Origin of the sequence: Bacteroides sp. 1001302B_160321_D4, assembly GCF_015667765.1 — a bacterium.
Taxonomy (GTDB): Bacteria; Bacteroidota; Bacteroidia; order Bacteroidales; family Bacteroidaceae; genus Bacteroides; species Bacteroides xylanisolvens.
Genome location: NZ_JADPLO010000008.1, coordinates 26,732 through 48,203, shown reverse-complemented (window position 1 = coordinate 48,203; position 21,472 = coordinate 26,732). Strand labels below are relative to the sequence as shown.

The following is a 21,472-nucleotide window of genomic DNA, read 5'->3' as shown; positions in this document are numbered from 1 at the left end:
ATTTAATTGTTTATACTTTATTTTTTCTAGCTTTAAAAATCTATTTCATCCTACTTCACTTGTTGAATAACAAATCCATATTTACCAGTCACTTTCTTTTCTTCAGTCTTTAGTGTGATGCGGTAAATCTCTTTGCCCCATACGTTAGACAGGCGCGGATCATCCAGTTTGATTGTTTCCAGTTCGGCCTTAAACTGTGGTGGATAGTTCATTTCCACCTTTTGTCCCTTTACTTCGATGCGGATTTTTCCGGCTGACGGGAAAGTCACATTGCCCCAAGTTAAAAAGTTCATTTGATTAGGAGCAATAGCCTCATCCAACGTATAAATATCACCAATAATGAGTTTTTTATCATCAAGAGCATAAGAGCGAACCCAGCTTTTCACTTTCGCTTCTGCCGGATAAGCAGTAGCTATATCCGTAGAGAACATCCGTTTCTTCTCATTGCAAACGGTATTGGTAGCTTTATACTCCTGCCCGAATTTCTGCGGTACTCCGTTAATCATCGGCAAGTTATGATAGTTGCTCTGCATGGTCCAGATGGTATAGCGGTCCTTGCCGAACGTCTGTTTGGTATATGTACCTACACCGGCATCAATTATCACAGGAATTGTATTTACATATAAAGAAAAGGTTCCTACATCGTTGTGGTTATGGCTTTCGTTATTAAATCCGCCTTTAGCGGCAACAAACATACCGTTCTTATTCTTCATATAACAGAATTCCGTTTCGGGATACCAGGTTACATCCGGCATATCATGTTTCGGAGTTGCTTTTGCCAGCTCATTACAGCAAAGTAGAGATTGAAGCGAACGAAAAGCGTCGTTGCCCATGGTAGCATACGGTTTTCTTCCTTTCAACAGGTATGCGGCAAAATGCATCATTTCATCGCTGTTTACAGCTTTACCGTACCGATAGATTAACAAAGGATCGCCCCCGCCTTGTGCCGATGCATCAGCAAAATTCACCACCCAGCCATTGCCGACATAGGAACGGGACATATATTCTCCCATCCGGCGAATCATCGGTTCATTGAACAGAGACAGCTTACCGCCTGTGCCATCAGAGAGTATCTGCAAATAGTCATAGAGCTTTCCGGCGGCATGTCCCCAGTAAGAGGTTCCCTCCTCACAGGCACCATCGGATTTCACAAAGTTGATAAACTTATCGACTGACTGCATGGAGCGATAAACAGCTTTTGCCAACTTATCCTTGTTGTTCTCCATCAGTAAGAAACATTGCAGGGCATTAGAGTTACACCAGGGATTCCAGTTGTTGATGATTTCTCCCGGTTTCCAGTTAAAAGCCATCCACCACATTTCGTCGTCGTTCATATACGGATCGAGAATACGCTCTTTAATTGCTTTACGCATTTGCAAAGATACCACAGGATTGATTTTGTCGAATGGTTTGCGGAAGAAATAGTGTACCCAAGCCATTAATGCTCCATATCCGCCTGAGCCGAGGTCGATAATCTGTTCGCGGAAGTCGGGAAGTGAACGTTTACTGCTCTGGCGCGGCAAGTGTGCGGATAGAACCCATGAATTCATTTCACAGCTCATATATGCTCCGTTCAATAGTTGGTCGATGAAGCGTCCTTTTCCTTCGGCCAGTTCGGCGAGCATCAGGGTGTTGAGTGCCTGGCGGTTGGCGTCATAAGGAACTTCCATCACTTTGCGGTTACCGCTACGTTCGTATTCCAGATAGGCAGTGGCAGGTATCAGTTGCCATTTGTAGTCGAGAAGTTTTTCAGCGGCTTCGATGAGACGTTGTTTGTTGGGTCCCATCAGGGAATCCCAGGCGGCACGATCGGTATAAGCAGGATAAGGCACCCAAGCCTGTTTCATTATTAACACGTTTTTCAACGTAGTCTCGTCAGCCGCTTTTTGCAGCATATTGCGTTCGGTATAAGCGTTTGCCTTGAAAGAGAAACTCCCCAAAGCTGCTACCAGAAAAACACAAAGCAAATGTTTCATTCGAGTCATGGTATTTTCATTCATTTAAGTATTGCAAAGATAACGTATCTGATAAAAAATGAGGTGAGTAAATCATACGAACCTGATGACAAAAAAGTACATACTTCAAAAATAGTACTCTTAATTGCTATATTTTAGGCTTTTAAGTCATTATAAAAGCAATTTAAGTCATTGTAGAAACAATTTAAGTCACTATAAAAACAATTTAAGTCACACGGAAACCGGGTTTTCATTTCGGAAAAACAAAGATGCAGTTTTAGAAAATAGAGGCTCCCTTTGGAGAAAATAAAGGTTCTATTTATTCCAAACAGAGGCTCTGTTTAGGGCAAATAAAGGCTCTATTTTATTTCAAATAGAGTATCTGTTTTACTTCAGACAAAGTATCTGTTTGGATATTCAATCCTCTTTCTTTTTTCATTCTTTGATTCTCTTCTTTTTCATCCCCTATTCTTTCCTCTTCATTCCTCTATTTCTTCCTCTTCGCCTTCAATCCCAATCGCTAAATTCAAAGCTCAACTGTTCCCAAACACCGTGTTGTTCATCGGCTTCCTCTTTTGGATTGGAGACGGAAAGACCGATGAGCCGGATTGGATGTTGCTCAAATTCGACACTTTTAAGCAATTCTTTTGCAAGTGGGAGTACCCGGTCTAAGGTGGTGAGTTCCTGCGATTGAGTAAGGCTTCGGGTTATCTGGCTAAAATCATGAAACTTGATTTTCAGGGTAAGCGTGTTGCCTTTGAAGTCTTTTCGCTGAAGACGTTCAATCAGCTCTACCGCCACATGGTATAGTTCGATAATGACCGATGAACGGGCTGAAATATCACGTTCCAATGTACGTTCGCAGCCAATGGATTTACGGATACGAATTGCTTCGACAGGGCGTTCGTCAATTCCTCGTGAGCACTCATAATACAGTGCGCCGGCTTTCCCGAAATGGGCTGTCAGCATTTCAAGAGAGCATTTCCGTAGTTGAAGTCCATTGTGGATGCCAAGTAAATGCATCTTCTTTGCAGTCACCGGACCCACTCCCCAAAAAGATTCGATAGGAAGACGGGCGATAAAATCAAGGGCCTGTTCCGGATGAATGGTACATAAGCCATCCGGTTTGCGATAGTCCGAAGCTATTTTAGCCAGAAACTTATTATAAGAAACTCCAGCAGACGCAACAAGGTTGAGCTGCTCCCGAATCTTCTGCTTTATTTCCTTTGCTATATCCACAGCCAGGGAAATATCTTTTTTATTTTCTGTGACATCCAGAAAAGCTTCATCCAGAGACAGAGGTTCGATGATATCCGTATATTCGTGGAAAATCTCATGTATCTGACGGGAAACGGATTTATAAACATCCATCCTGCCAGGTACAAAAATGAGTTGGGGACAAAGACGTTTCGCCTTTTGCGAAGCCATGGCGGAACGGACACCGTAACGCCGGGCTTCATAGCTAGCAGCAGCCACAACTCCCCTCTCTTCTGCATGACCTACCGCTAAAGGCTTGCCACGAAGTTCTGGATTATCACGCTGTTCTACAGAGGCATAGAAGGCATCCATGTCGATATGTATAATCTTTCTCTGCGTCATTGTTTAGGATTAGCAGAGCAAACTTACTATAAATTCCCGAATAAATCCTGCTTATCGGTTCAAGAAATAATATGCTTATGATTTTTATAGATATAAGTCAAAAAAACATTCAATATCTTGTCAAAGACAGTTCTTATTATATTATATTTGCATATCGTCTATTCAAAATATAGAGGTAGTTAATAAGTTTGTGCCACCATACAACTCTTTAAGATTATGAAAAACACATTATTTTGCTTATTCATATTTTGCAGTGTTTCCACATTCGCTCAAAATGGAATCACTTTTAAGGTCGAAAAGCTTTCAAAGCCTGAAGAATTACTTCATCTACACTCCCCGAATGAAATTTACGAAAGTCTTATATTATCAGATATGAACATAGAGCCTTATGAGATAAAAAAGAAGAATATCAAGGTTCCTTATCATATCATTGCAAAGAGCGAATCTCCCGACAGTCTCGTTTCTTTTGGTCCTAATTCTTTTTTCAACGGTATGTATCAGGCTTATGCGGATCACAGGCCATTCGTGTTGTCCCCGGACATAATTTGGCTATTAATCAGCCAGGGATTTGCACGCCATATCAATGCCAATCAGGAATCTATGAGAAATGAACTTGTTGATTTCTCCGGCAAACTATCCTTAATTGTCAGAGAAGACAAAAAATTGGAGGACCCTACTCTTTCATGGGAGAAAATCTTTCCGCAATTTACAGAACAAATATCCCAATACGCCGGTAATCATCTGACCGAACTGCTCACCTGCAATTTTTCAACGACTACCTCTTTAGAGAAAGTTGCTTCCGAAATAACAATCATGGAAGCTGTAAAACCTTACTTTGAGTTTATAATCATACGCATTGTCTGTGGAATACCTGAAATAACTCTCGAAGGAACACCGGAGGACTGGGAAAAACTACTGCACAAAGCCAGAGGCTTGAAAGAATACAAACTCGATTGGTGGATTTCAGAATTGGAACCTCTTTTGGAAGAATTTGTCAAAGCATCCAAAGGAGAAGTTAATAAGAACTTTTGGCGCAACATGTTTAAATATCATTCACAGAAACGATACGGAGCCCCAAACATTATTGATGGATGGATCGTGAAGTTTTTCCCTTACGATAAGGAAGGGAAAAGAAATAATCTGAAACAGCTGGAAGGCAGGAATTGTCTCCCTGATGAGATAGTGAAGGTAGATGTAAAGTATCAGGAAGTATATGGCGACGCTGTCAAAGAAACTCCATTAGAGTTTTGGGCAGGTTTCATCGGGTTAGAACAAAACAGCAAGACTTTTGCTCTGCGACCGCAAATTGGTTGGATGGTCAGGAAGAAAGATGTTAATAAGGAGGGATTAAAAAGTAAATTAAGTGCTGATGCTCAAAAGGATGGTTGGGGAAGCGGCATCAATATCAGAGTAAAAGAATTTCCGGCTGTACTGTTGGAGCTCAAAGAAATAAAAAGGTTGGATATCCAATTTATCGATACAATCAATATACCGGACGAAATATCAAAGATAAAAATCGAATCGTTGAATTTATATGGAAAGATTACTAAAGAAGGAATAGAGCGTATTAAAAGATTATTGCCTGACACAGATATAAAAATAAATGGTTCGCGAGGTGGGAGTGCTTCATTTATGACTCCATAATAAAAAGAGGCTATCCAAAAGCCATAAGTCAGATTTCAAAGGCTATCAAGATGCACTATCCCGAAAAGAAAGGATATTCAGCGAGAAGCCTTACCTATATGTGTCAGTTTGCCCGAACATACCCACTAGAGATATTACAAAGAATGCTTTCTTGTGACAAGGTGTTGAGAACGCCAACAATCCCCAATATGCTATCCTTGACTGATGAACTGAACTGTTTACCAATTACGCAAGAACCTCTTGCGCAATTTCAGACAAATATATTTCAATCAAAAGAATTTACGCAAGAGCCTCTTGCGCAAATTCAAAAGATAGACAAGACAATCTCCGCAATGCTGCAAACATCCATTGATGATATTGAAAAGGATTTTGTTTGTTCCCCCATTTCAAAAATAAACTGGACCAGTCATGTGATACTATTGGATAGCTCATTACCCTTAGGAAACAAATATTGGTACATGAAACAGTCCGTTGAAAACGGATGGAGCAGCAACGTATTAAAGATACAGATTGAGACTAATCTGTTCAAACGGCAGATAGAAACACAGAAAGTCAACAATTTCACAAAGACCTTGCCCGCCCCTCAAAGTGACTTAGCTAACTATTTGCTGAAAGACCCGTATATATTCGATGTAGCAGGTACAAAAGAACTGGCAGATGAAAGAGATATTGAAAAACAGCTTGTAGAACACGTCACAAGGTATCTATTGGAAATGGGGAACGGCTTCGCCTTTGTAGCCAAACAGAAACATTTCCAAGTCGGGGATAGCGATTTTTATGCAGACCTTATCCTATACTCCATAAAACTCCACGCCTATATAGTCGTAGAATTAAAGGCTACTCCATTCAAGCCAGAATATGCAGGGCAATTGAATTTCTACATCAACATCGTAGACGACCAGTTGAGAGGTGAAAACGACAACAAGACAATAGGATTGTTGCTCTGCAAAGGTAAAGATGAAGTAGTGGCACAATATGCCCTAACGGGCTATGCACAGCCCATAGGAGTAAGCGACTACCAGCTAAGCAAAGCCATTCCCGAAAATCTGAAATCCGCCTTGCCAAGTATCGAGGAAGTGGAGGAAGAATTATCACAGCTACTCGATAACAAGAAAGACGAAAAGTAATCCGATCAATCCCGTTTGGACAGTCTTGACATTTAAGTCGTCTGCCACCTATACAACGACCGATTCACCCCGAGCATTGACGAACAGATGAATATCACAGAAAATAGAAATATTAAATAAAACAAAAACACCCCGCTTTACATTACTAGTATGTAAAGCGGGGCGCAAATCTCATAAATTACTTAAAATCAGCATTTATTGTGGACCTGGAGGGAATCGAACCCTCGTCCAAACGAGGAAATCATAAGCTTTCTACATGCTTATCTTTGCCTAATTTTTCGTGCAGAAACAGAACCAAAGCCATCAATTCCTGCCTTATCCTCTAAAGTTTCATCAAAAGTGCGAGGCCGCCTTTGACTATCCCCGATGTAACTGCACCACTGAACCGGAATGCTTCGGAGCAACAGCTTCCGAGTGATGTCTCGTCCTGGCACCTAGTGCCTGGATTAAGCTAATCTACTGTGATTCGATTAAGCAGCAAGAGCGTAATTAGTTTCGCCAGATAAAATTTTGATAACTGATATTTAAGTGGAAATTACCGACCCACTGCATGCTTACCTACCATTTCTGCCCGCTGTCAAATCCAGTCAAGCCCAAATTTTTATTCGTACAGAATAGCGATTGTTTAGAACGCTTTCCAAGAGTGCAAAGATAGGAAATGTTTTCTAATTTACGAGAAGACGTTAGCAAATATTATATCAAAGCACTATCTTTACGGAGCTATTTTATATTTAAGGTGAAAAAGCATCATGAAAAATCAACCAATAATAAGCTACTTATGATTAAGACATATCTATCTAAAACATCTATATTCAAAGCATTTGCCGCTGTTTGCATATTCGGAATCAGTATCAGTGGCTGTACTTCTAAGAAAAAGACTCCTATGGAAACAACCGATACAACGGAAAACGAACTAACCATGTTGGTGGGTACTTACACATCAGGAACCAGTAAAGGGATATATAGCTACCGCTTCAACGAAGAAGACGGGACTGCCACTCCGTTAAGTGAAACGGAAGTTGAAAATCCTTCTTATCTTGTTCCATCTGCCGACGGGAAATTCGTCTATGCAGTCAGTGAATTCAATAATACACAAGCTGCAGCCAATGCATTTGCCTTCAATAAAGAAAAAGGAACTTTGCAACTATTAAATTCACAGCAAACGGGAGGTGAAGATCCCTGTTATATCATCGCCAGTGGAAATAATGTGATAACCGCCAACTACAGTGGCGGCAGCATCTCCGTTTTCCCTATCGCAAAAGATGGCTCGCTCCTACCCGCTTCCGATATTATACAATTCAAAGGTACGGGAGTAGACAAGGAACGACAAGAGAAACCGCATCTGCATTGTGTCCGTATCACTCCGGATGGTAAATACTTGTTTGCCGATGACTTGGGTACAGATCAAATACATAAGTTTATCATTAACCCAGCTGCAAATGTAGAGAATAAAGAAGCATTTATGAAAGAAGGATCGCCTGCTGCCTTTAAAGTGAAAGCCGGTTCGGGTCCCCGCCATCTGACTTTCTCGCCAAACGGCCATTACGCCTATCTGATTAATGAGTTATCGGGCACAGTAATCGCTTTTGAATATAAAGACGGAGATTTAAAAGAGATCCAGACAATCGCTGCCGATACGGTAAACGCACAAGGAAGCGCCGATATCCATATCAGCCCGGATGGTAAATTCCTGTATGCCAGCAATCGTTTGAAAGCAGATGGTATTGCCATATTCAGTATTCACCCGGATAACGGAATGTTGTCAAAAGCAGGCTACCAACTGACAGGGATTCATCCACGCAATTTCATCATCACGCCTAATGGCAAATACTTGTTGGTTGCTTGCAGAGATAGCAATGTGATACAAGTTTATGAAAGAGATGCAGATACAGGACTATTAACAGATGTACAGCAGGATATTAAAGTAGACAAGCCGATTTGCATAAAATTTGTGCCATAATTTGTCATAATCTCCCGGCTATTCATCAACTACTGATAGCCCTTTACTTTTTATTTTGAGCAATCCGATTGTCAGGAATTTGAGTCTTCACAACGATTTTACTCCCGTTCTTGGTACACTTGATACATTCTTTCCGCAATGTCCTCTCTTTTAAGTCAAAAATGAGATTCGGATTAAAATGTTGCCCGTTAATACGGGTTTCGAAGTGTACATGTTCGGTAGTGGCACGACCGGTACGTCCTGTCAGCCCGATAGCTTGTCCGGCTTTTACGACATCACCAGCTTTAACCAGATTCTTGAAATTGTGGCTATAAAGTGTTTCCAATCCGTTAGCGTGGCGGATTACAACGATATTGCCATAGGCATAATAGGGTTTCGACATACGCACCACTCCATCAAAAGCAGCACGAATCGTATCTTTTGCACAGGTCTTAATGTCTGTTCCCGAATGTCCTCCGCGAGTTCCATAGGCAGAGATTACTTTTCCTCCGGGTAATGGGAAAGCATATTCATGGTCTTTCAGAGAATCCAAATGCAGATAGATATGATTGCTTTTAGCAAATAATCCGGGAGTAGCTACCCGTACATCAGCCATTTCGCGGGCAGAGAAGAAAGGTTTATCCTGCCCGTCGGCAGTCAGTGGCAATAATAAAACTGTCAGTAAGATAAGTATGTTTTTCATGTCTTTTTTCTTAGAGCACTCATTCTAATTATTCGAAGAATACGATTTCGCCTCCATCCGATTCTGTATAGTTTCTTAATAAGGTCTGTATCATTTCAGCAGCTTCTCGCAAACCTTCTTTTCCGTTATAACCATTGACTATGGCTAGGATATGAGTGGTTCCGAGATCCATTTTCGTACGTTCATGATCGCTTGTCGGGGTTCCGATTCCTCCGAAAGAATCGCGATATACAGGTAGTCCTTCGATATTCAATACACCGCGTCCGATACCTTCAAACCGTTCTCCTGCTTTGCCGATACCGAGTTCAAGGCGCGTACCTTGTATCTTGTCCGCGTCAAAACCACCGATCGAATGTCCCGTACGAAGAGACACAAGGTTAATAAGGTCTACCAACGTATCAATCTGATATAACGGGATTCCACGCATCAAGCGGCGGCGTAGAGCTTCGGCTGACGGGCGATAACGTCCGGGATCTTTGCCACAACGCTTATAAGCCTCACGGGTAGCAAAGATAACAGGTTGATGTTTGATGTCTTCCATCTGTGTAGTGGAAGTCAGTTGCCCGGTAAAAGCGTCGATTTCCTGCCAAAGCCCTTCGCTGTAAGCTGTATTTTTCACAACAGCATACACAGCGGCTCCGGCAAAAACCGGACATGCGTCTTTTATTTCTTTAGATACTTTTATTTCAAACATAACTTATCATAAACCAATCATCAGCGTCCTGCAATAACGGACACCAATTATTACTTTCTAATCATTATTCCCGACAATGTACGACCGGAATCTATTCCCAGTCTACGTGCGGAGAAGAATTCATCATGATGAATATAGGTACAGATTCCAGCCACTTCTATCTGCTCTGCAGGCACTCTGCGATTCAGTAATTCAATCCGGTTGGCTTCCCACAAATCAATATGATATTTGCCTGTCTCCTTCTTCTTCATAGAAATAAGAGACATATCGAAACCGCTTTCTTCAAAAGCATCATACACTTCATCGCCTACTTCAAATGATTCGAGCGAAATGCTCGGCCCGATGCAAGCTATTACATCTTCGCCTTGCGTCCCGAACTTTTGAGTCATGTTGTCCATCACATGACTGACAATATGCTTCACCGTTCCCTTCCATCCGGCATGAACGGCAGCCACAACGTGTTGTTTTTTGTCGTACAGCAATACAGGAACACAATCCGCTGTCGTGACACAAACGCAATATCCCGGCACATTCGTTATCAAAGCATCCATTCCTCGCAGAAGTAGCCGTCTCCTTTCCAATGATTCTTTAAAAAATGATTCATTGATAATCAGACTGGCGCAACCATGACTCTGTTCAGGAATAAATAATTCCTTTATCTGATGATTCATGCACTGAAACAACCAGTTCTGATTGCGATTGACGTTCACACATGAGTCGTTGGTATAAGGCGAACAGTTGAAAGAGCCGTAAGCTCCGGTGCTTATACCTCCGTGACGTGTAGTTACGAAATGAGCTACTTCGGGATATGCATCTAATGACTTATATCCCTTCAACTCGTTATGTTTTGTAAGAGAAATCATTCTTCTTCCCAATCTTCTTCGTACTCATAATCGATATCATCGTCGCCATCTTCCTCATATTCATAAACGATGTCTTCATCTTCGCCCATGTCTTTGAGTTCCTGTTGCAGACGGGTCACGTCTTTCGGACGGTGAACGATGTCCTCTATTTTATTGCTTTCCTTGTTCAGTTCTTCCCAAAGGATGTCTTTCAACACCGAGATACCCAAACCGGAAACAGAAGATATGAATACATGTGGAATGCCTTCCGGCAATGTAGGTTCAATCTCGTCCATCAACTCCTGATCGAGCATATCACTCTTGGTGACAGCCAACACACGTTGCTTGTCCAACATTTCAGGATTGAAGGTACGCAGTTCGTTCAGCAAGACTTCATATTCTTTACGAATGTCGTCGCTGTCTGCCGGAACCATAAACAGCAGTAATGAATTACGCTCGATATGACGCAAGAAACGCAGTCCCAAACCTTTTCCCTGGCTGGCACCTTCGATAATACCCGGTATGTCCGCCATCACAAAGGATTTTCCACCGTGATAGGAAACAATGCCCAAGTTGGGTTCGAGCGTAGTAAACGGGTAATCGGCAATTTTCGGTTTGGCAGCCGAAATGGAAGAAAGCAAAGTTGACTTTCCCGCATTCGGGAAACCTACCAGACCGACATCGGCAAGCAGTTTCAGCTCCATGATAACGGTCATTTCCTGCATCGGCTCTCCCGGCTGCGCAAAACGCGGAGCCTGACGGGTGGCCGTCTTGAAATGCCAGTTACCCTGACCGCCGCGACCGCCTTTGAGCAAGACCACTTCCTGTCCGTCTTCTGTTACGTCACAAAGATACTCCCCTGTCTCGGCATTATAAACTACCGTTCCGCAGGGCACTTCTATTATTTTATCCGCACCGTCTTTTCCGAAGCTACGTCCTTTGCTCCCCGATTCACCATGACCGGCCATTGCGTGACGGTCATACTTCAAGTGCAGCAATGTCCAGTAATTACGGTTACCGCGCAAGATGATATGACCTCCTCTTCCACCATCGCCCCCGTCAGGACCTCCGTTAGGACAATATTTCTCGCGCCTCATGTGCGTAGAGCCTCTTCCGCCCTTGCCCGAGCGACAGTATATCTTTACGTAATCAACAAAATTCGATTCAGCCATATTTTTTTAAAGAGTTAAAGTAGTCAGTAGTTAGAGCAGTTAATTAGAACACTCCGGCTACTGACTTATTTATTTATAATATTGTATTATTACAATTTATCTACTGCTTCGCAGATTTCAGCGAAGATACCTTCCATAGTACCCAAGCCGTTGATGTGTTGGTATTTCTTTTCGTTCTTGTACCAGTCGATCAGTGGAGCAGTCTGTGAATGATATACATGCAGACGTTTCTTGATTGTTTCTTCGTTATCATCAGCACGACCGGAATCCTTGCCACGTTTAATAAGACGTACCATCAGTTCTTCTTCCGGAACATCCAGATCAACCATTACAGAAACGTCCTGTCCTCTTTCTGCCAACATTTTCTTTAATGCTTCTGCCTGTGCAATTGTTCTTGGGAAACCGTCGAAAATTACACCTTTGCTATCTTTGAAGCTGTCGAATACGCTTGCCAGAATATCAATCATTAATTCATCAGGAATCAATTGACCTTGGTCGATGTAACCTTTAGCTGTTTTACCCAGTTCTGTGCCATTCTTGATTTCAGCACGCAATACATCTCCTGTCGAGATGTGATTGATTCCATACTTTTCTACGATACGTTCGCTCTGTGTTCCTTTTCCTGAACCCGGAGCACCGAAAATTACGATGTTCAACATTTTGTTATTTACAATTTAACGATTTACTATTTACCATTTAAACTGGTACCTATTTAATATTAATCTACTACTGTATAAATATCGGGATAATTACGTCCGAAACCATCATAATCCAGTCCGTAACCTACGATAAAGTCGTTCGGGATTTCCATCGCTACATATTCAATGTTGAGGTTTACCTTGAGCTTTTCAGGTTTCACCAACAGAGAAGCGATATGAATAGCTTCGGGATTGCGTGTACCTAATGTTTCGAGCAGTCGCTGCATCGTCAGTCCTGTGTCTACGATATCTTCTACGATCACAATGGTACGTCCGGCAATGTCTTCATTCAGGCCGATTACCTCTTTAATCACTCCGGTGGAAGTGATGCCCTGATAAGACGCCAACTTCACAAATGAGATTTCACAAGGGATGGTGATGTGCTTCAGTAAATCAGCGGTAAACATGAACGAACCGTTCAACACACTAAGAAAAAGCGGATTCTTACCTGCCAAATCGCGGTTAATTTCGTTCGCTACGCGAATCACTTCTTTCTGAATTTCTTGTTCCTTAATAGAAACGGTAAACAATTTGTCTTTTATCTGAATGGTATCCATAACCGGTAATTTAAAAATAACCTTGCAAAAATACGATTTTTTATTCTACCCCGTGCATCATCTTCTGTAATTTCTTCGAGAGAAGGAACAGAATCAACGAAGCAACACCGGACATTACGACGAATACCATAAAGAAATCATACATGGTAGCAATCTGATAACCAAAGATTGACTTCACTTTTCCGGCTTCCGGATAGAGTCCGCTCAACATTCCCGCAAATTTATTAGCTGTGGCAGTAGACAGATACCAGATTCCCATCATCAGGGAGGCGAAACGCAGCGGACTCAATTTATTTACCATTGAAAGTCCGATAGGCGACAAAGCTATTTCACCCATGGTATGAATAAAGTAAAGTCCTGTCAGCCAAATCATGCTCACTTTCACTCCGGGAACTGCATCTTTCACTCCGAAACAGATGAAAAGATAACCTAAAGAAAGGAGTAACAGACCAATCGCTTGTTTGGTAGGAGAAGCAGGTTCCATCTTTCGCTTGTTCAGGAACCCCCATACACCCGGCATGATATATGCCAGGACAACTACAAACAGTGGATTGAAGGATTGAAACCATGAAGCCGGCATTTCCCAACCGAATATGTCACGATTCGTCTGTTCGGATGCGAAGAGAGTTAAAGAAGCTCCCGCCTGTTCGTAGGCTGCCCAGAAGAAGATGACAAAGAAGGCTACTATATAGATAACGAAAATACGGCTGCGTTCTATTTTGGTCAATGAACCGTCTAACAAGATCAGAACAGGGAAAACAATGCAGGCGGTAAAAATGCCGATACTCACCCAATCGCCTTCAAATGCATAGTTAAAGAAGGCTATTAAAGCAATGGTAAGAATTGTGATTACAAGGGTATTACGTACTTTGGTACGTTTGTCCATCTTCGGGTGTGAGATATGGTCGGCCTTGTCTTCTTTCTTTTCACGTTTAGCATCGGGGATAATACCAATCGGTTCTCCGGAAGGAGAAAAAAGATATTTATTCTTTTGAGTCTCGAAAAGAACAACGGTGAACAGTGTCATGATTCCGGCTGCAAGAAATCCCCATTTAAAGTCATGCGGATCACCGGTATCACCCAGATAACCACAAATCAAAGGAGCAGCAAAAGAGCCTACATTCACTCCCATATAAAAAATGGTGTATGCAGCATCCAACCGCCTGTCTCCGGGTTCGTAGAGCTGACCTACCAGAGAAGAGACAGTGGGTTTGAAGCAACCATTGCCCAAGATCAGGAAGCCTAGTCCGCCATACATCATCCAGTGGGCAAGGTTCGTATTATCTAAAGTGGAAGCACTCATAAACATCAGGAATTGTCCGACTGCCATCATCACCGCTCCCCAAAACACGGAACGACGGATTCCCCAATATTTATCGGCAATGTATCCGCCAATCAACGGGGTTAAATAAACTAGTCCGGTATAGCTGCCGTAGATGGATGCTGCCGCTTCTTTGTCAAACAATAATGCCTGCGTCAGGAAAAGAATAAAGATCGCACGCATACCGTAATAACTGAAACGTTCTGCCGTGCTTGTCGCGAAAATCAAATAAAGGCCTTTCGGATGCCCTTTCAATGCACTCATGAATTTATGTGTTTAGTAGTTTATGGGGTGCAAAGGTACAGAAAAAGTAGATTAGATGCTTCTCTTATCAAACAGAATAATAGGGGGAATAGTAAAAACGAGCATAAAAAATCCTACTGATCCACTTCATTACTTTTTTAGCAGTGTAAATAATAAAGTGGAGATCCATCTTAAATGTAAGTTAGCTACCACCTTAGCCAAAAGTAAATTCGACATTTTCGATACTGGCAAAAAGCATTCCTTCTCTTTTCCTCAAAAAGATCTTGTCTTCTCGGGCCAGCCAACCAATAGCGAGAGCTACGTCTTCAAACGTCAAACTTAATTCACGGCACAAATCGAACATTGAAAGTTCACCTTTTTCATTTAAGATGCGCCATACTTTCCCGGCATTCAAGCCAATTTTTGTCTTTTCCATCATGCAAACTTTAGAAGATTAAACAATCCGTTATTTAGATTTTAATTCATTTTCATTGTGAGCACTGGAAAATAATGTGATGCACATTATCTATCTCCAAAGATAACATTTTTATCGGAAACGGCAAATAATCAAAGGCTTAATCAGGGGAACCGCATTAAAAATTTGTTTAAGAAGGTATGGCGATAAACTAAACACAATTTCCATCCGCGCCTCTACAGAAAAAGATTTTTCATTTCTCATATTCTCATAAATAAAAAACAAGTGGCAGTAAACTAATAAGATAGACTATGAGAAATGATTTAAAAACAGGCATTTCTCATAGTTTCTTCGCAAAATAACCCGGATTTTGCTTCATTTCTCATAGTGTAGTGTGCCGGAAGCTGACATTGAATAAATAAAACTATGTATTCCTTTTGCTTGCTTCCATACACAGTGTCTTAGTTCCACATATTGTGGGAAAAGATTCCCTAAGGCTTGGGAAAGTATTCCCTTATTTTGTGGGAAAGTATTCCTGTATATTGAAGGAAAACTTTCCCACAATATATGGGACAATCGAGACCAATGAGCATCTTCAAGCAAAAAGCCACTATTTTATCTAAATAGTAGCTTCATTTCCTGATAAAAATAAGGCAGGCTGAAAGAAAAAAGGAAGAACAAATGGCTTTTGACTATGAGAAATACCCTGAAGTACAATGAGAATAAGGTGGCTTTTGAGCCAAAATATGGGAGAACTTATGAGAAATACCGTTTTGAAGAAGTATTTCTCATAAGATATCTATTTGATTAGCTTTCGTTTATCGAAAAACAATGAGAATATGAGAAATGAAATGAAGAAATCTTTTTCAGGAGAAATAAAAGTAAGTTCATAATGGTGCTGCATTGAATTATTTTTTGGCGGAGTTATTCTAACACTTAATAGTTCAAAAGCAGATATTTTTCTGACCCAAAGATAGAACTAATGATGAATTAAAAGTTGCAATTATGGTTTTCTTCCCACAACAAACGGGAAAAGTCAGAAGAATCATGTACATTTGTAATCCGAAAACTAAAAGAACATCGCAATGAAAATATTTCCAAGCAGCAGTATCAAGAAATTGGACGCTTATACCATTGAGAACGAACCTATTGCATCAATCGATCTGATGGAACGTGCAGCAACCGTATTAACAAAAGCCATCACAGACAGATGGAATACGGAAACGCCGGTCACTATCTTTGCCGGACCGGGGAATAATGGCGGAGACGCTCTCGCCGTAGCCCGCATGATGGCTGAAAAAGGATATAAAATCGAGGTATTTCTCTTCAACACGAAAGGAGAACTTTCACCCGACTGCCAGACCAATAAAGAACTGGTAGAAATGATGGAAGAAGTAAAATTCCACGAGATCAGTACCCAATTCGTACCTCCCGCCCTGACGCCCGACCATCTGGTAATCGACGGATTATTCGGTTCAGGCCTGAACAAACCGTTAAGCGGCGGATTCGCTGCCGTAGTGAAATACATCAATTCCTCCCCTGCCATGGTAGTAGCCATCGACATTCCTTCCGGACTGATGGGAGAAGAAAATACATTCAACGTAAAAGCTAATATTATCCGTGCCGACGTAACTTTCAGTCTGCAACTGCCGAAGCTCGCCTTTCTTTTCGCAGAGAACACGGAATTTGTCGGAGAATGGGAAGTGCTGGACATCCAATTAAGCGAAGACGGTATTGAAGAGATGGAAACGAACTACGAAATGTTGGAAATAGAGCAAATCCGTTCACTCATCAAGCCACGCAAACAGTTTGCCCACAAGGGGAACTTCGGCCATGCACTATTGATTGCCGGTTCAAAAGGAATGGCAGGAGCCTCTGTTCTCGCTGCCCGCGCCTGCCTCCGTTCGGGAGTAGGGTTGCTGACTGTCCATGCGCCAATGTGCAACAACGACATCTTGCAAACCTCCATACCCGAAGCAATCGTAGAAACCGACATCAACGAAACCTGTTTTGCCGTACCTACCGACACGGACGACTATCAAGCAGTCGGCATCGGCCCGGGACTGGGACGAAACGAGGAAACGGAAGCTGCCTTGTTGGAACAACTGGAACACTGCCAGACTCCTGTTGTAGTGGATGCCGACGCACTTAATATCCTCGCCAACCACCGTCATGCACTTACCCACCTACCGAAGGGTTCCATCCTCACCCCGCATCCGAAAGAACTGGAACGTCTGACCGGCAAATGCCAGGACTCTTACGAACGTCTGATGAAGGCCTGCGAACTGGCCCGTGCCGCCCATGTTCACATTATTTTAAAAGGAGCCTACTCCGCCATCATCACCCCCGAAGGTAAATGTTTCTTCAACCCAACCGGAAATCCGGGAATGGCAACCGGAGGTAGCGGTGACGTACTGACCGGAGTAATACTAGCGCTGCTTGCCCAAGGTTACCCCACCGAGGAAGCCGCTAAAATCGGCACTTACATTCACGGACTGGCGGGCGATGTCGCTCAAAAGAAGCAAGGAATGATCGGAATGATCGCAAGCGATATTATCACCTGTCTGCCGACAGCATGGCGACTTGTAAGCGAATAAAAGTTAAGAAGTTACCCTTTTTTCAATAACTTCATTAACTTTGTTTTCAAAACCAGTTAAAAAGAACCGAATATGAAAAAGTTGATTATAGCAGCAGGACTACTTATGACAACGTCCGCCTATGCACAAACCGAAGTACTGACAGGGGTTACCCGAGGAAAAGACTATGGAGTGGTTTACAGTCTTCCCAAAACCCAAATAGAACTTGAAATAAAAGCCAACAAAGTCAACTATACTCCGGGAGAATTCAGCAAATATGCTGATCGTTACCTGCGACTGACCAACGTCTCCGCCGACCCTGAAGAGTATTGGGAACTAGCTAGCGTAAAAGTGAAATCCGTAGGTGTGCCCAACAGCGAAACTACGTATTTCGTAAAATTGAAGGATAAGACAGTAGCACCGCTCATGGAACTGACAGAGGATGGCATTGTGAAAACGATCAATGTTCCTTACAGCAATAGCAGTGCAAGCAAAAAAGTTGCTCCCGCTCCCGCAGTCCTCCAAAAGAAAGCGAATCCTCGTGAATTCCTGACCGAGGAGATTCTGATGGCTAGTTCTACCGCCAAGATGGCCGAGCTGGTGGCTAAAGAAATCTATAACATCCGCGAAAGCAAAAATGCCTTATTGCGCGGACAAGCTGATAATATGCCTTCAGATGGGGCACAGCTTAAAATTATGCTCGACAATCTGAATGCACAGGAAGAAGCCATGACGCAAATGTTCTCCGGCACCTGCAACAAAGAAGAGAGAACATTCACTGTCCGCCTTACCCCTGACAAGGAATTCAACAATGAAGTTGCCTTCCGCTTCTCGAAGAAGTTAGGTGTAGTTGCCAACAATGATTTGGCAGGAACTCCGTTTTATATCAGTCTGAAAGACCTGAAATCGGTCAAGATGCCACAGGAAGATGGTAAGAAGAAGAAAGATTTGGATGGAATCGCCTACAACGTACCCGGACAAGCTATGGTTACACTGACCGACGGTAAAAAGAAACTTTATGAAGGTGAGCTTCCTATTACTCAATTCGGTGTGATAGAATATCTGGCTCCGGTTTTGTTCAATAAGAATTCTACCATCAAAGTTTATTTTGATCCGAATACGGGAGGATTGCTCAAAGTGGACAGAGAAGAAGGGAAATAGAAAAACGAAGGAAGTGAACTTCTAAAAAACAAAGAATATGGTTGGTGAAGGACATGCATTCGACATGATACGCCGAATAAAAGAGGGACGGGAAGCTTCCCGCCTACGTCGTGAACGTGCTAACGATAAGTTGAAGCATCTAAACCGTGCAAACGAACCTTATCCACTACCCAACACCACCCCCGAAGAAATGGAACGTATCATCCACGACTCGGAGAAAAAGAAAGAGAAAGACAGCAATTATTTTGTTTGGGGAACGCTTATTATCATGGGGGTCCTGATAGCAATTGCCGTCATACTTTGGGCTGTATTTATCAAATAAATAATAATAAATTCCTATTTATGCAACTGGTATCACCAGTTTTATAAATCCATCTTTCTGCATTTGAGAAAGATAAGCCGATACACGCGACTCGTAGCCCTCTTCATTTTGAAAGTGGTCTGCGAGTTTTTCTATAATCTCACGAACATTGCGTTTTCCATCTATCAGTTCCCATACAGCCGTACCGTGTTCTTCCAATTTCACATGAAGTTCTTTCGACATTCCTTTCGGCACAAGGAAGCGTTGCATCCACGGATATTTAAAACGGGGAAAGGAGAGCACAATTGTCTCCCCTTCCCTTTCTGCTGTAATATGTTCACTGCGACAGGGAATGACCTCTAACAGGTTGATTTTCTCTTTGGCAGCCATATTTCTTATTTTTTATTTCAGAGTATTCATACTGATACTCTTCTGTTTACACCTTGATACAAAATTCCTTTGTCACTTTAGGTATTGAATTTCCTAGTTACTTTTGGATATTCGCCTCTTCCAGACCGTATCCCTTCTTCTTGTTCTCTGCCTTTAACATCAAAGCCACAATCAGAGCAAGCACACCAAAGAGAGCAAAAATAGCCATCGGCAACGTGTAGTCATAAGTCTGTGCACCGTCTACTACCGGACCTTTGCAATAAGTATTCAACACCCATCCGATCAACAAAGGAACACCCATCAATCCCCAGTTCTGTACCCAGAAAATCAATGCGTATGCAGTACCCAACTGTTTTTCCGGAATAATCTTCGGAACAGACGGCCACATAGCTGAAGGCACCAACGAGAAGGCAAATCCCAATATAATCATGATGATAGTAGCAAACCACCATATATTCAGTATAGGCAGAGCAAACATCGTATGCACAAAAATAAGCATCACTGATCCGATTATCATCAATGTGGCTCCCTTACCGATACGGTCATAAAGCGAGCCGAACAACGGAGTCAGGATAATCGCACCAATCGGCAACAATCCGGGAATCGTTCCCGCCAACTTCGGATCTACATTATACTTCTGCACCATCAAGTCGGCAGCATACTTGATAAAGGGGAATACAGCCGAGTAGAACAATACACATAGTAATGCAATCAGCCAGAATCCTTTATTGGTAATGATATACACAATATCTTTCATACGGAACGGCTCTTCCGGTTCCAATCCCTCTGCATCCAAAGAAGCATCCAACTTCTTATCATAGAAAGTATAAAGGAAGAAAGCAATCGTACCCACGCACAACATAATCAGACAAAACAAAATCGGAGCAGGAATATTGGTATGAAATGTGCCACTCTCATCCGTAGATCCGAAAAAGTCGGCCAAAGGAACCGTGAGCACCATTGCCAGAGTTGTTCCGATACGTGCCGTAGCCATTTCAAGTCCCATAGCCAACGCCATTTCCTTACCCTTGAACCATTTCACGATAATCTTGGAAACTGTGATACCGGCAATTTCCACACCTACACCGAAGATAGCATACCCCAATGCAGCCAGGGTTACCTGTGTTTTGAATCCGAAGAGCATGGCACCTTCCGGAAAAGTAGTAGAAATCGCATAGTATTTCAATCCACAACCAAACACCATCAATAAGCAAGCCCCCATTCCGGTGAAACGAACTCCCATCTTATCCAAAATGATACCACCGAAAATCAGCATCAATAGGAATACATTAAACCACCCGTAAGCGCTTGTGAAGAAACCATAATCAAGACTGTCCCATAGTAGTTCTTTCTCAAGCATGGGTTTTAGAGGAGACATTACGTCGGTGAGGAAATAGCCGCATAGCATAGTAAATGCGACTAATGCTAGAACACTCCATCGGAGTACGGCGGAGTCATTCAATTTCTGTTTCAAATGTTCTGTCATTGTTATATTTAAAAATAGTAGTTAATAATCTTCATACGACCAACAAAGGTAGTTAAATCTCGTTTGTTTCTATCAAAAAGAGATTGTTTTTACAAGAAAAAGTTAAGTGCGGATTACACTGACCACGCGGAAGATTGAAAATCCGTGTAATCTGCGTAATCCGCACTTAAATATCAAAGAAATGCAGCATCCGTCTGCACCTTCCCATTAATGGTTTTACCCCAAAGTCTTACCTGACAACGGAGTGAATTACTCTGCTGCAGGAGCAGGAGTTTCAGCAGCCGGTGCCGGAGTTTCTGTAGCAGGTGCATTGGTAGCAGGAGCTTCAGTTTGCGGCGCAGCCGTACCTGCGGGTAAGTTATACGGGTTAGTCTGTTGTTCTTTCTGTGCCTGTTCCAACACTGCGTCTTTAGCAACAGCAGAGCGAGGAACTACATAAGCAGTAGCAATGCTCATTACCACCATGAAGATAGCTAAGCCCCATGTTGCTTTTTCCAGAAAATCTGTAGTCTTGCGCACGCCCATGATGGCGTTAGATGAAGAGAAACCAGAAGCAAGTCCGCCTCCTTTTGAGTTCTGAATCAGCACGATGAAACACATCAACAAGGCTGCAATAACCATTAAGATAACGAATAATAAGTACATTTTT

At 42.3% G+C, this 21,472-nt stretch carries 19 protein-coding genes and 1 other RNA gene; 6 read left to right on the top strand and 14 right to left on the bottom strand.

What is annotated here, in order from left to right:
• Nucleotides 1–50: 50 nt before the first annotated feature.
• Nucleotides 51–1,985, bottom strand: coding sequence for a heparinase II/III family protein (locus KFO40_RS05105; protein WP_211146149.1), 1,935 nt, complete (start codon nucleotides 1,983–1,985; stop codon nucleotides 51–53).
• Nucleotides 1,986–2,462: 477 nt separating this feature from the next.
• Complete coding sequence (gene dinB, locus KFO40_RS05100) at nucleotides 2,463–3,554, bottom strand: DNA polymerase IV (RefSeq protein ID WP_004301910.1); 1,092 nt, start codon at nucleotides 3,552–3,554, stop codon at nucleotides 2,463–2,465.
• A 216-nt stretch (nucleotides 3,555–3,770) separates the two neighbouring features.
• Between dinB and KFO40_RS05095 the strand changes: the two genes are divergently transcribed.
• Both KFO40_RS05095 and KFO40_RS05090 read left to right on the top strand, forming a co-directional pair.
• Nucleotides 3,771–5,198 carry a DUF4419 domain-containing protein gene (locus KFO40_RS05095; RefSeq protein WP_211146148.1) on the top strand — a complete coding sequence of 476 codons (1,428 nt, stop codon included), beginning with the start codon at nucleotides 3,771–3,773 and terminating at the stop codon, nucleotides 5,196–5,198.
• A complete protein-coding gene (locus tag KFO40_RS05090; RefSeq protein ID WP_074706869.1) occupies nucleotides 5,183–6,325 on the top strand; it encodes a YhcG family protein in 1,143 nt (380 codons plus the stop codon). Before KFO40_RS05095 ends, KFO40_RS05090 begins: the two co-directional genes overlap by 16 nt.
• A 198-nt stretch (nucleotides 6,326–6,523) precedes the next feature.
• On the opposite strand, the gene ssrA is transcribed toward KFO40_RS05090, so the two are convergent.
• Nucleotides 6,524–6,920, bottom strand: a transfer-messenger RNA (tmRNA) gene (ssrA, locus tag KFO40_RS05085).
• Between the two features lie 183 nt (nucleotides 6,921–7,103).
• Here ssrA and KFO40_RS05080 point away from each other — a divergent pair.
• A complete protein-coding gene (locus tag KFO40_RS05080; RefSeq protein ID WP_211146147.1) occupies nucleotides 7,104–8,285 on the top strand; it encodes a lactonase family protein in 1,182 nt (393 codons plus the stop codon).
• 43 nt (nucleotides 8,286–8,328) lie between these two features.
• Here KFO40_RS05080 and KFO40_RS05075 read toward each other — a convergent pair whose 3' ends face one another.
• From KFO40_RS05075 to KFO40_RS05040, 8 genes are all read right to left on the bottom strand, one after another.
• On the bottom strand, nucleotides 8,329–8,967 hold the full coding sequence (locus KFO40_RS05075; RefSeq protein WP_141408963.1) for a M23 family metallopeptidase: 639 nt from the start codon (nucleotides 8,965–8,967) through the stop codon (nucleotides 8,329–8,331).
• A 28-nt stretch (nucleotides 8,968–8,995) separates the two neighbouring features.
• The gene (locus KFO40_RS05070; RefSeq protein ID WP_211146146.1) at nucleotides 8,996–9,661 is read right to left on the bottom strand and encodes a B3/4 domain-containing protein; all 666 of its coding nucleotides are present in this window, start codon (nucleotides 9,659–9,661) and stop codon (nucleotides 8,996–8,998) included.
• A gap of 50 nt (nucleotides 9,662–9,711) precedes the next feature.
• Nucleotides 9,712–10,524: a peptidoglycan editing factor PgeF gene (gene pgeF / locus KFO40_RS05065; protein ID WP_087322622.1), complete on the bottom strand. Its 813-nt coding sequence runs from the start codon at nucleotides 10,522–10,524 to the stop codon at nucleotides 9,712–9,714.
• Nucleotides 10,521–11,675, bottom strand: coding sequence for a GTPase ObgE (obgE, locus tag KFO40_RS05060; protein WP_087322624.1), 1,155 nt, complete (start codon nucleotides 11,673–11,675; stop codon nucleotides 10,521–10,523). Before obgE ends, pgeF begins: the two co-directional genes overlap by 4 nt.
• Nucleotides 11,676–11,764: 89 nt before the next feature.
• A complete protein-coding gene (locus KFO40_RS05055; RefSeq protein ID WP_004301902.1) occupies nucleotides 11,765–12,334 on the bottom strand; it encodes an adenylate kinase in 570 nt (189 codons plus the stop codon).
• Nucleotides 12,335–12,393: 59 nt separating this feature from the next.
• Nucleotides 12,394–12,930, bottom strand: a complete 537-nt coding sequence (hpt, locus tag KFO40_RS05050) for a hypoxanthine phosphoribosyltransferase (RefSeq protein WP_004308350.1) — start codon at nucleotides 12,928–12,930, stop codon at nucleotides 12,394–12,396.
• A 40-nt stretch (nucleotides 12,931–12,970) separates the two neighbouring features.
• A complete protein-coding gene (locus KFO40_RS05045) occupies nucleotides 12,971–14,515 on the bottom strand; it encodes a peptide MFS transporter (protein ID WP_004325025.1) in 1,545 nt (514 codons plus the stop codon).
• Between the two features lie 193 nt (nucleotides 14,516–14,708).
• A complete protein-coding gene (locus KFO40_RS05040; protein WP_004301899.1) occupies nucleotides 14,709–14,933 on the bottom strand; it encodes a winged helix-turn-helix domain-containing protein in 225 nt (74 codons plus the stop codon).
• A 1,061-nt stretch (nucleotides 14,934–15,994) separates the two neighbouring features.
• On the opposite strand from KFO40_RS05040, the gene KFO40_RS05035 reads away from it, so the two are divergent.
• The 3 genes from KFO40_RS05035 (at nucleotide 15,995) to KFO40_RS05025 (ending at nucleotide 18,968) form a co-directional block, all read left to right on the top strand.
• A complete protein-coding gene (locus KFO40_RS05035; RefSeq protein WP_008021001.1) occupies nucleotides 15,995–17,506 on the top strand; it encodes a bifunctional ADP-dependent NAD(P)H-hydrate dehydratase/NAD(P)H-hydrate epimerase in 1,512 nt (503 codons plus the stop codon).
• A gap of 72 nt (nucleotides 17,507–17,578) precedes the next feature.
• A complete protein-coding gene (locus KFO40_RS05030) occupies nucleotides 17,579–18,646 on the top strand; it encodes a DUF4831 family protein (protein WP_211146145.1) in 1,068 nt (355 codons plus the stop codon).
• A 37-nt stretch (nucleotides 18,647–18,683) separates the two neighbouring features.
• Nucleotides 18,684–18,968 (top strand): hypothetical protein, encoded by a 285-nt coding sequence (locus KFO40_RS05025; RefSeq protein ID WP_004301893.1) that lies wholly within the window; start codon nucleotides 18,684–18,686, stop codon nucleotides 18,966–18,968.
• A gap of 18 nt (nucleotides 18,969–18,986) precedes the next feature.
• Here KFO40_RS05025 and KFO40_RS05020 read toward each other — a convergent pair whose 3' ends face one another.
• The 3 genes from KFO40_RS05020 to secG form a co-directional block, all read right to left on the bottom strand.
• Nucleotides 18,987–19,337: a PqqD family protein gene (locus KFO40_RS05020; RefSeq protein ID WP_004301892.1), complete on the bottom strand. Its 351-nt coding sequence runs from the start codon at nucleotides 19,335–19,337 to the stop codon at nucleotides 18,987–18,989.
• A gap of 97 nt (nucleotides 19,338–19,434) precedes the next feature.
• A complete protein-coding gene (locus tag KFO40_RS05015) occupies nucleotides 19,435–20,823 on the bottom strand; it encodes an MFS transporter (RefSeq protein WP_004309797.1) in 1,389 nt (462 codons plus the stop codon).
• 249 nt (nucleotides 20,824–21,072) lie between these two features.
• Nucleotides 21,073–21,468, bottom strand: a complete 396-nt coding sequence (secG, locus tag KFO40_RS05010) for a preprotein translocase subunit SecG (protein WP_008020992.1) — start codon at nucleotides 21,466–21,468, stop codon at nucleotides 21,073–21,075.
• Between the last annotated feature and the right edge of the window lie 4 nt (nucleotides 21,469–21,472).

What these genes read in the sequence shown, in the direction of transcription:
- KFO40_RS05055 (WP_004301902.1), bottom strand. Translation starts at nt 12,334, where the DNA reads ATGTTGAACATCGTAATTTTCGGTGCTCCGGGTTCAGGAAAAGGAACA.
- KFO40_RS05025 (WP_004301893.1), top strand. Translation starts at nt 18,684, where the DNA reads ATGGTTGGTGAAGGACATGCATTCGACATGATACGCCGAATAAAAGAG.
- secG (WP_008020992.1), bottom strand. Translation starts at nt 21,468, where the DNA reads ATGTACTTATTATTCGTTATCTTAATGGTTATTGCAGCCTTGTTGATG.
- KFO40_RS05070 (WP_211146146.1), bottom strand. Translation starts at nt 9,661, where the DNA reads ATGTTTGAAATAAAAGTATCTAAAGAAATAAAAGACGCATGTCCGGTT.
- KFO40_RS05080 (WP_211146147.1), top strand. Translation starts at nt 7,104, where the DNA reads ATGATTAAGACATATCTATCTAAAACATCTATATTCAAAGCATTTGCC.
- KFO40_RS05045 (WP_004325025.1), bottom strand. Translation starts at nt 14,515, where the DNA reads ATGAGTGCATTGAAAGGGCATCCGAAAGGCCTTTATTTGATTTTCGCG.
- KFO40_RS05040 (WP_004301899.1), bottom strand. Translation starts at nt 14,933, where the DNA reads ATGATGGAAAAGACAAAAATTGGCTTGAATGCCGGGAAAGTATGGCGC.
- KFO40_RS05105 (WP_211146149.1), bottom strand. Translation starts at nt 1,985, where the DNA reads ATGACTCGAATGAAACATTTGCTTTGTGTTTTTCTGGTAGCAGCTTTG.
- obgE (WP_087322624.1), bottom strand. Translation starts at nt 11,675, where the DNA reads ATGGCTGAATCGAATTTTGTTGATTACGTAAAGATATACTGTCGCTCG.
- KFO40_RS05075 (WP_141408963.1), bottom strand. Translation starts at nt 8,967, where the DNA reads ATGAAAAACATACTTATCTTACTGACAGTTTTATTATTGCCACTGACT.
- pgeF (WP_087322622.1), bottom strand. Translation starts at nt 10,524, where the DNA reads ATGATTTCTCTTACAAAACATAACGAGTTGAAGGGATATAAGTCATTA.
- KFO40_RS05015 (WP_004309797.1), bottom strand. Translation starts at nt 20,823, where the DNA reads ATGACAGAACATTTGAAACAGAAATTGAATGACTCCGCCGTACTCCGA.
- KFO40_RS05030 (WP_211146145.1), top strand. Translation starts at nt 17,579, where the DNA reads ATGAAAAAGTTGATTATAGCAGCAGGACTACTTATGACAACGTCCGCC.
- KFO40_RS05020 (WP_004301892.1), bottom strand. Translation starts at nt 19,337, where the DNA reads ATGGCTGCCAAAGAGAAAATCAACCTGTTAGAGGTCATTCCCTGTCGC.
- KFO40_RS05095 (WP_211146148.1), top strand. Translation starts at nt 3,771, where the DNA reads ATGAAAAACACATTATTTTGCTTATTCATATTTTGCAGTGTTTCCACA.
- KFO40_RS05035 (WP_008021001.1), top strand. Translation starts at nt 15,995, where the DNA reads ATGAAAATATTTCCAAGCAGCAGTATCAAGAAATTGGACGCTTATACC.
- hpt (WP_004308350.1), bottom strand. Translation starts at nt 12,930, where the DNA reads ATGGATACCATTCAGATAAAAGACAAATTGTTTACCGTTTCTATTAAG.
- dinB (WP_004301910.1), bottom strand. Translation starts at nt 3,554, where the DNA reads ATGACGCAGAGAAAGATTATACATATCGACATGGATGCCTTCTATGCC.